At 68.2% G+C, this 10,857-nt stretch carries 7 protein-coding genes and 1 pseudogene; 3 read left to right on the top strand and 5 right to left on the bottom strand.

From position 1 onward, the window contains the following. From ITP53_RS58675 to ITP53_RS49730, 5 genes and pseudogenes are all read right to left on the bottom strand, one after another. A pseudogene (locus ITP53_RS58675) lies at nt 1-157 on the bottom strand (L-rhamnose isomerase); the annotation flags it as partial. A 96-nt stretch (nt 158-253) separates the two neighbouring features. Then, complete coding sequence (gene rhaS / locus ITP53_RS49745) at nt 254-1,330, bottom strand: rhamnose ABC transporter substrate-binding protein (RefSeq protein ID WP_195902484.1); 1,077 nt, start codon at nt 1,328-1,330, stop codon at nt 254-256. A 44-nt stretch (nt 1,331-1,374) separates the two neighbouring features. Next, entirely contained in the window at nt 1,375-2,367 is a 993-nt protein-coding gene (locus ITP53_RS49740) for an ABC transporter permease (RefSeq protein WP_195902483.1), read from the bottom strand. Then, nucleotides 2,367-3,410 carry an ABC transporter permease gene (locus ITP53_RS49735; RefSeq protein WP_407941400.1) on the bottom strand — a complete coding sequence of 348 codons (1,044 nt, stop codon included), beginning with the start codon at nt 3,408-3,410 and terminating at the stop codon, nt 2,367-2,369. The genes ITP53_RS49740 and ITP53_RS49735 overlap by 1 nt, the downstream gene beginning before the upstream one ends. Then, a complete protein-coding gene (locus tag ITP53_RS49730; RefSeq protein WP_328818364.1) occupies nt 3,407-4,876 on the bottom strand; it encodes a sugar ABC transporter ATP-binding protein in 1,470 nt (489 codons plus the stop codon). The genes ITP53_RS49735 and ITP53_RS49730 overlap by 4 nt, the downstream gene beginning before the upstream one ends. 1,329 nt (nt 4,877-6,205) lie before the next feature. Between ITP53_RS49730 and ITP53_RS49725 the strand changes: the two genes are divergently transcribed. The 3 genes from ITP53_RS49725 to ITP53_RS49715 all read left to right on the top strand — a co-directional run bounded on the left by ITP53_RS49725 (nt 6,206) and on the right by ITP53_RS49715 (nt 10,589). Continuing rightward, nucleotides 6,206-9,307, top strand: coding sequence for a family 78 glycoside hydrolase catalytic domain (locus ITP53_RS49725; protein ID WP_207757550.1), 3,102 nt, complete (start codon nt 6,206-6,208; stop codon nt 9,305-9,307). A gap of 189 nt (nt 9,308-9,496) precedes the next feature. Beyond that, complete coding sequence (locus ITP53_RS49720) at nt 9,497-10,093, top strand: hypothetical protein (protein WP_195902480.1); 597 nt, start codon at nt 9,497-9,499, stop codon at nt 10,091-10,093. Between the two features lie 19 nt (nt 10,094-10,112). After that, the gene (locus ITP53_RS49715; RefSeq protein WP_195902479.1) at nt 10,113-10,589 is read left to right on the top strand and encodes an ROK family protein; all 477 of its coding nucleotides are present in this window, start codon (nt 10,113-10,115) and stop codon (nt 10,587-10,589) included. Nucleotides 10,590-10,857 lie beyond the last annotated feature (268 nt).

The following is a 10,857-nucleotide window of genomic DNA, read 5'->3' as shown; positions in this document are numbered from 1 at the left end:
TGTAGGCGTGCACCTGGGCGGCGTCGGCCAGCTTCTCGTACGGGTCCCTCGGCACCCCCTTCTGCGCGAACACCTTGAACCTGGTGCCGCTGTTGCCGAACGCCCACGACGGCGTCTCGATGTGCTGCGCCCGCAGCGTGGCCTTGATGTCAGTCATAGCTGTCCGAGCCCTAAATGCAGACGATGGTGGAGGGGTGCGGCTCCCGCGCAGTGACCGCAGGGCGGGTTATGCGGGAGCCGCGGGCGTCTCAGGTCAGAAGTCGAAGTCGTCGATGTTGTCCTTGGTGAAGACGAAGGGGTCACCGAGCAGCACGGCACCGTCCTTGCCCACGGTGTACTCGCCCAGCTTGCCCGCGGTGAACTTGTCGCCCTCCTTGCCTGCGATCATGCCCGAGGCCAGCGCCCCGCCGGTGTAGGCGGCCAGGTAGCCCAGGTCAGAGGGGTTCCACAGGGCGAACGACTTGACCGTGCCGTCCTTGAGGAAGGCGCGCATCTGGTTCGGTGTGCCCAGCCCGGTGAGCTGCACCTTGCCCTTGTACTCAGAACCCGACAGGTAGCGGGCGGCCGCCGCGACACCGACCGTGGTGGGCGAGATGATGCCCTTCAGATTCGGGTACTTGGCCAGCAGGCCCTGAGCCTCCTGGAAGGACTTCTGGTCGTCGTCGTCACCGTAGACGGTGCCCACCAACTTGAGCTTGGCGTATTCCGGCTTGGCAAGCTCGGTCTTCATCATCTCGATCCAGGCGTTCTGGTTCGTCGCGTTCGCCGTCGCGGACAGGATCGCGATCTCGCCGCCGTCCGGGCCGACCGCCTCCGAGATGAGCTTGATCTGGGAGGCGGCGATGCCCTCGGCGCTGGCCTGGTTGATGAACGCGTCGCGACAGGTGGGGTTGGTGTCGGAGTCGTAGGTGACGACTTTCGCGCCGGCCGCGCGGGCCTCGTTCAGGGCCCCGCAGATGGCGTCCTTGTCGTTGGCGGACACCACGATGACGTCGGTGCCCTGCTGCGACAGCGTGTTGATATAGCTGACCTGAGCCGACGGGCTGGCCTCCGACGGGCCGGTCTGGCTGTAGACGCCCTTAAACTCCTCGACGGCGACCTTGCCGCCCTTGTTGTCGGAGGCGTCGAAGTACGGGTTGTTGACCGCCTTGGGCAAGAAGGCGATCTTCAGGCCCTCTTTGATCGCTGCTGGCGCCTGGCTGCCGCTGGCACCGGCGGAGGCTTGCGGGGCGGCCGGCGTCTCTTCACTGGCGCAACCGCTGACGGCGAGGGCGAGCGCGGCCAGCACGGCCAGGGCCACCGCCCGGACTCCGGTGTTCTTCGCTGCCATGTTGGGTTCCTTTCGGCGTGCCGCTCACTCGGCCGCTGTCTGGGTTAGGGGGTGGTGGGTCGTCGTCGGCGCAGCCGATCACGCACCATGCCGGCGACGTTCGGGCCGACGACGGAGACGATCAGGAGGGAGCCGGTGATGATGGTGAGGGTGTTGGCCGGCACGTACGCCAACTGCAGGGCGTTGCGCAGGATGCCGAGCAGGATGACGGCGGCGATGACCCCGATCAGACGGCCGCGGCCCCCGAAGATCGACACTCCGCCGAGCAGGATGGCGGCCACGACGGCCAGTTCCAGGCCGTTGCCGTTGTCGGCGCGGGCGCTGGCGAAGCGAAGCGTCCAGAACACCCCGGCCAGCGACGACATCGCGCCGGTCGCCACGAACAGCCAGAACTTGGTGCGGAGCACCGAGATACCGGTGAAGCGGGCGGCCTCGGCGTTGTTGCCCATGGCATACAGGCCTCGTCCGATCGGAGTGGCGTGCAGCACGACGCCGAAGACGACGGCGAGCACGGCCACCACGGTGATCATCCAGGGGATGGTCAGTCCGGGGATGGGAGCGATGGCGCCCATCGTCCACTCGGGCGGGTAGTCGGCGACGGCGCGGTCGCCGAGCACCACGTACGCCAGGCCGCGATAGAGGGCGAGCGTGCCGATGGTGACCGCCAGCGACGGCAGCCCGAAGGCGGTGACGAACAGCCCGTTGACCGCGCCGAGCAGCGCCCCCAGCAGCAGGCAGACGGCCAGGAGCAGCGGCAGCGAGGTGATCCCCCACAGCCACATCTGGCCCATGACCGTGCAGGTCAGGCCGAGGATGCTGGCGACCGACAGGTCGATCTCGCCGGTGATGACGATGAGCGTCATGGGCAGGGCGATGAGCGCGATGGGGATGGCCTCGAGGGTGACGAACCGCCAGAACCTCGGGCTGGCCACGCCCTCGATGGCGAGGGCGCCCACGAGTACCACCGCGACCACGGCGATAAGCAGGACGGCGTCCCAGGAGCCAAGGATTGCGCGAGTGCGTGCTTGTCGCTTCATCACGGTCCCTCCGTCCGCGTCGAGTGGCGTAGCGTGCGGGTGAGCCGGACGGCCAGCGCCCGGTCGAGGCCGATCGCGGCCAGGATCAGCGCGCCGACGGCGGCCCGCTGCCAGAACGGGCTGACGCCGAGGACCGGCAGGGCGCTGCCGATCGTGGTCAGCAGCACCGCACCCAGCGCCGCGCCGTAGACGGAGCCACTGCCGCCGAAGATCGCCACGCCGCCGATGACCACCGCGGCCACGACGTTCAGTTCGAAGCCGCTGCCGGCGTTGGCGTCCAGCGTTCCGAAGCGGGCCGCGTACAGGACGCCGGCCAGGCCGGCCAGCGCCCCGCTCACAACGAACGCGGCGAAGACGCGACGGCCCACCGGGATGCCGGACAGCCGCGCGGCGGCCGGGCTGGAGCCGATCGCGTACAGTTCACGGCCACTGCGGAACGTGCGCAGGTAGTAGCCCGCAACCACGATCACGACGATCGCGAACAGGGTAAGTACCGGCACTCCGGCCACGGTCGCGTTGCCCATGTGCAGGAATCCGGGCGGCATGTCGGCGGCGTTGATCTGCCGGCCGGTCGCCCAGGTGTAGTCCACGCCGCGAAAGACGTACAGGGTGCCCAGGGTGACGACGAGCGCCGGGACCCGCGCGGCGGCGATCAGCCCGCCGTTCACGACCCCGCACACCGCGCCCAGCAGCACCCCGACCAGCAGTGCCACCGGGATCGGCAGGTTCGGGTTCGCCATGAACAGGCTGCCGGTGGCGAACGCCGACAGCCCCAGCACCGAGCCGACAGACAGGTCCACGTTGCGGGTGACGACCACGATCGTCTGCCCGACCGCCAAGACGGCCAGAATGGTCGAGCCGAGCAGCAGATCCTTGATCCCCTGCGGGGTCAGGAAGCGCGGATTGACGATCGTCGTCACCACGATCAGCAGCGCCAGGGCCAGGGCGATACCCAGCTCCCGGAAGAGGAAGAAGCGGTGCACGAGGCGGGAGCTGTCAGAGGCGCCCCGCTGCGAGGGCGGCTGTGTCTGCAACGCCGTCACGGGGCACCTCCCTGCCCGGTCGCGGCCAGCATCACCGACTCCTCATCGGCTCGTGCCCTGGGGATGTCGGTGACCAAGTGGCCCTCGTGCATCACCAGCACCCGGTCAGCCATCCCCAGCACCTCGGGCAGCTCACTGGAGATCATCAGCACCGCCACGCCCTGCCCGGCCAGCTCCGACAACAACCGGTGCACCTCGGCCTTGGTGCCCACGTCGATCCCCCGCGTCGGCTCGTCCACGATCAGCACCCGCGGGTCGGTGGACAGCCACTTGGCCAGCACCACCTTCTGCTGGTTGCCGCCCGACAACGCCGACACCGGATCTCCCAGGTCAGCCGTCTTGACCTGTAAGCGGTCACTCCAGATCGTGGCGGCGCGGCGTTCGGCGCCGCCGAACAGCAGACCGAGCCGGCTCAGCCGCCAGCGCCGGGTCAGCGTGGCGTTGCGTTCCACCGACAGCTCCATGACCAGGCCCTGCTGGCGGCGGTCCTCCGGCACGAGCGCCAGCCCGGCCGCGATGGCCGCGGCCGTGTCTCCACGGGTCAATGTACGGCCGTCCACCAGCACCTGGCCGGCGTCGTAGCGGTCCACGCCGAACACGGCCCTGGCCACCTCGCTCCGGCCGGCTCCGACCAGCCCGGCCAGGGCGACGATCTCTCCCGCCCGTACCGTGAATCCCACGTCGGCGAACACCCCGTACCGTGTCAGGCCGCGCACCACCAACCGCTCAGCCCCTGCGGTCGTGTCCGTTTTCGGGAAGAGGGCCGACACCTCGCGGCCGACCATCCGCCGGACGACCTCATCAACCGTGAGAGCGTCGGCCGGGTCGGTGGAGACCCAGCGGCCGTCGCGCATCACGGTGATGCGCCGGCTCAAGGAGAAGACCTCGTCGAAGCGGTGCGAGATGAACAGGACCGCCGCGCCTGCCTCCTGCAACGACCGCACCACGGAGAACAGCCTCTCGACCTCCACTCCCGACAGCGCCGCGGTCGGCTCGTCCATGACGAGTATCCGGGCATCCAGAGCCAGCGCCTTGGCGATCTCGACGAGCTGCTGGTCGGCGATCGACAGCCCGCGCGCGGGACGGTCCGGATCCAGAGGCACGCCCAGCCGGTCGAACAGCTCCACCGCCCTGGTGCGGCACGCCTTCGCGTCGATGCGGCGCAGGCGTCGCAGCGGCTGGCGGCCCATGAAGATGTTCTCCGCCACTGACAGGTCCGGGAACAGCGTCGGCTCCTGGTAGATCACCGCGATCCCGGCCGCCTGGGCGTCCGCCGGGCTCGAAAGGACCACCTCACGGCCGTCGAGCAACACCACTCCGGCGTCGGGCTGGTGGGCACCCGCAAGGGTTTTCACGAGGGTGGATTTGCCTGCGCCGTTCTCCCCCACCAGAGCGTGAACCTCGCCGGCATGCAGCTCCAGGCGCACGTTCGAGAGTGCTTGCACAGCGCCGAAAGACTTGCTGATGTTCCGCAACTCCAGGATGGGAGGTGAGTTGATCACATGCCCTCCAACACCACAGGCAAAACGTTTTAAGTGACCCAGACCGTAGATGAGGTCATCCTGCCTGTCAATGGGCCGTTGACCAGCCATGATGTCCCCGCCCCTTCAACCATCGTGGCCAAAGGGGCGTCGAGGGAGAATCATCACGATTCGGCCGCAACGAGACCGTGGCGATCCCAGCCTTCATACGCTCGGCGCGCGTGGAAAACCGGTTGGCCGCTGGGAGCCCCGGCCCATGCCCAGCGGTCTGCCGGGCGTTGACCAGCGCCTTTGCACATTCGGCTGTCCGTAACCGCCGCTTGCTCTGGCATCCTGCATGCGGCATGGCAGCCGCTGCCGCCTTGCTGAGGCCGCCAAGACCGAACCGGGCCAGGCTTACGCAAGCGCTGCCATGGAGGGCCGGCAAGCTGCTCTCCATGGCGGAGCCACACCAGATCAAAGGCTGCGTAGCACTGGATAACGGTACCCTGCCAATTACGGAGCAACTCCTTCAGGCAGGACATGGACCGGGAATCGGTATTCAAACAGTCTTGACGGCGCCTCGCGTAACGCTTACGTTAACAACAGCGACGGGTCGCTTAAAACGTTTTAGCGGACCGGGAGGCGCGGCCATGCGCAAGCCCATCGCCACCTGCGTAGACGATGACCTGCACGTTCCCGTGACGGCAGCCTCCTCAAGGCTTTTTCCCCCTAGTGCCGAAGGCTGGCGAAGCCGGCCTCTGGGATCAAGCGGCTGCTTTCTGATCTCAGCCCCGCGTGGCAGCGGCCCACACCGTACAAGGGAGGCACGCCAGTTACCGCAAGCGCGCAACGCTATCGACCCGCGAGCGCCACCCTGGTCACCGCGGCACCTGCCGCTCATGGTCGCATGACTGATCTGCTTCGGATCGGCAGTAGCTGACCCTTGCTTCATGCGCTGACTCAGACCGGCGGTCCCGAGTTCCGCCCTCATGCCGACCTTCCTGGTTCGCCCGACCGCTCATCGTCGGACGCGTGCCCGCGGACGGTCGTGGTGGGACACGACGGCGAGTCCAGCGCCTGATTGGCTTCTCACCCGCCCGGGTGAGTTCGCCTGGTCGCTTCCCGTCCCGTAAGGACGGAGCCCCAGGAACCAGCAGGCGAAGAACCAGCCGGCGCGATACCGCCGGTCGGGAAGGAAGTGAGTCTGTGTCCAAATTACGTCGTCGGATCCGCGTGCTCGCAGGGCTGGGAATGTCGACTGTTCTCGTATTCTCACAGCCGCTGAGTGCTCCACCTGCCCTCGCTGGTGGTGGCGATCAGGCATCCGTTGAGGTGGTCGACCTCAACGTGGACGGGAGGTACGACGAGCCCGTGGTCATCGACAGTGCCGTCCCCTCGTTGGGGTGGCGGATGAGGGAGACCAAGCGGGCCCGCGCCCATCCGTGCTACCGGCCCCACTCGCGGGCCGCCTGCCCGGGCGACAGACAGACCGGCTACCAGGTGCAGGCCGCCACGAGCGAGGAGAACCTCGAGCGAGGCCGGCTGATCTGGGACTCGGGCAAGGTCAACTCCGCCGCCCAGTCGGGCATCCGCTACGCCGGGCAGCCCCTCCGCTCACGCCAGCAGGTCATCTGGCAGGTACGCGTCTGGGATGCCGGCAAGCAGGCCTCCGAGTGGAGCAAACCTGCCGCCTGGGAGATGGGCCTGCTTCAGCAGAGCGACTGGGGCGCGGCCCGGTGGATCGAATACCCCGGACGTACAGAAGCACAGCCCATGCCGATCTTCGCTCGTCAGTTCGCCGTTGACCGCAAGAAGCGCGTAAGCAGCGCCCGCCTGTACCTGTCGGGCGTCGGCCTGCACCTGCCCACCCTCAACGGTCGTCAGCTCAACGACGAGGCCCTCGCCCCCGGCAACGCCAACTACCAGCTCTCCAGTGAGTACCGCACCTACGACGTCACGGACGACCTGCGCGCCGGAGCCAACACCGTGGGTGTCCGGCTCGGCAACGGGCCCGCCTACGTACGGCGCAGCGTCACCAACCCGGCCGTAGGCCGCACGGCGCCCTATTCCTGGTGGCAGAGCCAGCTGAAGGGCAGCGGCGCTCTGGCCACCGACGCCGCCGCCGGCGCGACCACCGTGAAACTGGACAACGTCGGCAACTACCACGTCGGCGGCACCATCAACATCGACACCGGTGACGGCGGCGAGAATCTCGAATCGCGCGCGATCACCGCGATCGGCACCGCGGGCGCCGACGGAACGGGCATCGCCTTCACACCGGGGCTGTCCAAGCCGCACGCCGCGGGCGCGACCGTGACCGGATCGGGCAACAACATCGCCGCCAGCGACGCCAGCGCGGGCGCGGCGGTCACCCCGCGCCTGATCGCACGACTGGAGATCACTTACAGCAACGGATCGACGGAGCCCATCGTCTCCGACCGGAGCTGGCGCACCGCGCTCGGCCCACTCGTCACCGACGCCTGGTACTCCGGCTCGGACTACGACGCCCGCCGCGAGCAGCCCGGCTGGGACGCGCCGGGCTCCGACCTCGGCGCCGGCGCCAAGCGGCGCGACAGCTCGGACATGTCCTGGGTGAACGCGGGCATCGCGCCGCCGCCGAACCTGGCCACCAAGCTGGTCGCACGTGCTGCCGAGCCGGTGAAAGTGGCCGAAACGTTCAAGCCCGTGTCGATGACGAACCCGGCGCCGGGCACCTGGGTGTTCGACTTCGGGCAGAACATCGTCGGCTGGCCGCAGCTGAACCTCAAGGGCACCGTGCCCGCCGGAACCACCATCCGGATGTCACCCGCCGAATCGCTCGCCGCCGACGGCACCGTCGACCAGGCCTCCCTGATGGGTGGAGGCGGCTCCCGAGGGCGTGACCTGTTCAACACCTACACCACCGCCGGCCTGCGCGGCGGGGAAACCTGGCACCCCGACTTCAACTACTTCGGCATGCAGTGGATCCAGGTCACCGGCCTGCCGGAGGGATACACCCCCACCAAGGACCTGATCAAGGGCATCCGGCTACAGGCCGCGACCCCCACCGCGGGCGAGGTGACCACCTCCAACGCGCGCATTAACCGCATTCACACGATGGCCCGCTACTCGTTCTCCGCCAACATGATGTCGGTGTTCACCGACTGCCCCGGCCGCGAGAAGCTGTCCTATCCGGCCGACTACACCATGCCGATGGGCTCCATCCACCGCAACTACGAGCTCGGCGCCTACCTGCGTACCACGATCCGGCACCTGGTGGAGGGACAGTCGAAGGCTGACACCCCGATGGCAGGGAACGTGGCGCTGAAGACCCCCGTCTACGACTGGGGCTACAGCGGGCGCTTCGGTGACGAGATCAACTGGGGCAACGCCATCATTCTGGTCCCGGCGATGCTGTACGAACTGTACGGCGACACCGAGGCGATGACCCGCTACTACGACCAGATGGTCGACTTCGCCGACTACATCCAGAGCCAGAAGGTCGGGACGGGCGAGAACGCGCACATCGTCGACGCCGCCCTGGCCGACTGGGTGGCCGCCGACCAGACCTCGGGCCGGATCACCGGCACCTGGGGCTACTACATCATGATCAGCAAGCTGGCCACGATGGCCCAGCTGACCGACCACGCCGACGACGCCGCCCGCTACCGGGCACTCGCCGTCGACATCAAGAACGCCTTCAACGCCCACTTCTACAACCAGCAGCTGCGCCGCTACACCACCGACGGCAACGCCGGTACCGCTGGTGCGACGCAGACCGCGCAGGCGCTCGCCCTCGACGCTGGACTCGTCCCCGACAGCGAACGCCAGGCGGTTCTCGACGCGCTCGTCGAACTCGTCCACGCCTTCCATCCCAATGGTGAAGGCCCGCACTTCAGCGGCGGCACCATCGGCATGGCGCCGACGGTGCGGGCGCTGGCCGCCGGCGGCCGGGATGACGTGCTGTGGGAGCTGCTCCAGGGCAACGATCAGCCGAGCTACGGCTACTTCATGGAGTCCACCACCGCCAATCCCGGCGGCATGACCACCATCGGCGAGCGGTGGAACCGGGGCGACTCCAAGAACCACATGATCCTCGCGCAGATCGAGGAGTGGTTCCACAGCGGCCTGGCCGGCATCCGCGAGGCCGACGGCTCGACCGCCTACCGCAAGCTCGTCATCCAGCCCAAGCCGGTCGGCGACCTCACCTTGGTCAAGGGCAGCTACACCACGCCCCAGGGCGTGGCGCGGTCCGAATGGAGTCGCGCGGAGCGAACGTTCAAGCTGACCGTCGAGATCCCTGCCAACACCACCGCCGAGGTCTGGGTACCGGCCAAGGAACGGCGCCCCGAGGCGAGCTCCCATCGGGCCTCGTTCCTGCGCATGCAGGGCGGCTACGCCGTCTACAGCGTCCCGTCCGGTTCGTTCACCTTCGTGGCGACAACGACCGGCTGATGGGCTGTCACCCCGCTCTTCACGCCGATCGCGAAGAGCGGGGTGACAGCACGGTCACATTCCGTGTCCCAGTGCGCAGCGTTCCGGGGCGCGCCTCGCCGCTGTGCGCGTGTCGATCAGGAGATCCCCGTGGAGCAGATTCGTGGATCCAGCGCACTCCCGGTGCGTCGGCACTTCATCGTAGGGCTGATGGCCATCGTCCTGGCCATGGCGATGGCCATCGTTCCGGCAAGCCGTTCCTCAGCCGCGGAGCTACCGACATGGCCGGCGAATCCCAACTGGCAAAGCCTGGTGCCGGGACCGTCGAGCAATGACGTGCGGCCCACCCGTGTCGTCCGGACGCAGGGCTCCGTCACCAACGCGGGGACCCTGGTAGGCCAGAGCACCGCTTCCGCTGTGCTGACCGTCGCGCCTGGTGGTCAGAGCGCCGCCATCGTGCTCGACTTCGGCAAGGAGGTCGGCGGTACGCCGTACATCACCGTCTCCTCCTCGACGCCCAGAGCCCCGGCGACGTCGAACACAGTACGCATCTCGACCAGCGAGGCACTCGGTTTCCTCACCAACAGCAGCGGCGCGTTCGTCAATGACAACGGCTCACAGGTCAACCTGACTGTCACCAGCGCCCGGACCTACACCGGCGGGCTTCGCGGCGGCTTCCGGTTCGCCGCGATCGAGCTGCGGACCGCTGGCACCGTCAGGCTCACCGCCGCCGGGCTGAACTTCAAGGCCTACCGTGCGGGCCCGCTGAGCGCGGGTCCTGTTCGAACTCCCACCAGTCGTTGTTGACGTTGTCGCCCTCGACCTGGTGGGCGGAGGTCGCGCTACCCCACAGGAAGCCCAGCAGGCAGCACGAGACGGCCGCAGCCCCATCCTCGCTGCCATCCTGGGACAGACGGGCAGGATCGGCGCCCAGGAGGTGTTCGCCGCCGCTTCGATGGGGGATGCGGTCAGCATCGACCTCCTCACCCGGGCCGGCGACCTGCTCGGCAAGGTCACCGCCGTTCTGGTCAACGGACTCAATCCTGACCTAATCCTGCTCGGCGGCGGACTGCTCGACCTCCGCGATCCGCTCGTGACGGCCTTCCGGGCCGCCGTCGAACGCCATTGCATGCCCAGCGCCACAGCAGACCTGGCCATCCAGATCGCGACGCTCGGCAACTCCGCCGGCCTCATCGGGGCGGCGAATCTAGTCGTCGATGAGCTGCTGTCCCCGCGGCGCCTGGGCGTGTGGAGCTCGCGGGGCACTCCGGCCGGCCTGGCCGACGCCATCCACCGCGGGTGACCGTGGCCCTGACATCGTTGTGGCGGTGGAACATTCCTTGACGCCGTCCACACAGGCCATGGCCCGCCTGGGATCATGTCGCGTGATGTTGTCCACGGTATACGTCGTTGCCCGGCGCCTACTGTCTTTGCCCGCCCTGCTGACCCTGCTGGCTAACTTCCAGTTCAAGCGGTCAGGGCGAGTTCTGCCAGTTCGAGGCGAGCGAGATGGCTGGTTCGGGTCCGGTCGAGGGCGTGTCCATTCCACCAGGCGTCCAGGCGGATCAGGT

Origin of the sequence: Nonomuraea cypriaca (assembly GCF_015645445.1) — a bacterium.
GTDB classification, from domain to species: Bacteria; Actinomycetota; Actinomycetes; order Streptosporangiales; family Streptosporangiaceae; genus Nonomuraea; species Nonomuraea cypriaca.
Note: the sequence above shows the minus strand (reverse complement) of the source record. Positions and strands in the feature narration are given on the sequence as shown.

Bases quoted from the DNA above. Each gene is read 5' to 3' on its own strand.
- ITP53_RS49720 (WP_195902480.1), top strand. From the start codon at position 9,497: ATGGCCATCGTCCTGGCCATGGCGATGGCCATCGTTCCGGCAAGCCGT.
- ITP53_RS49740 (WP_195902483.1), bottom strand. From the start codon at position 2,367: ATGAAGCGACAAGCACGCACTCGCGCAATCCTTGGCTCCTGGGACGCC.
- rhaS (WP_195902484.1), bottom strand. From the start codon at position 1,330: ATGGCAGCGAAGAACACCGGAGTCCGGGCGGTGGCCCTGGCCGTGCTG.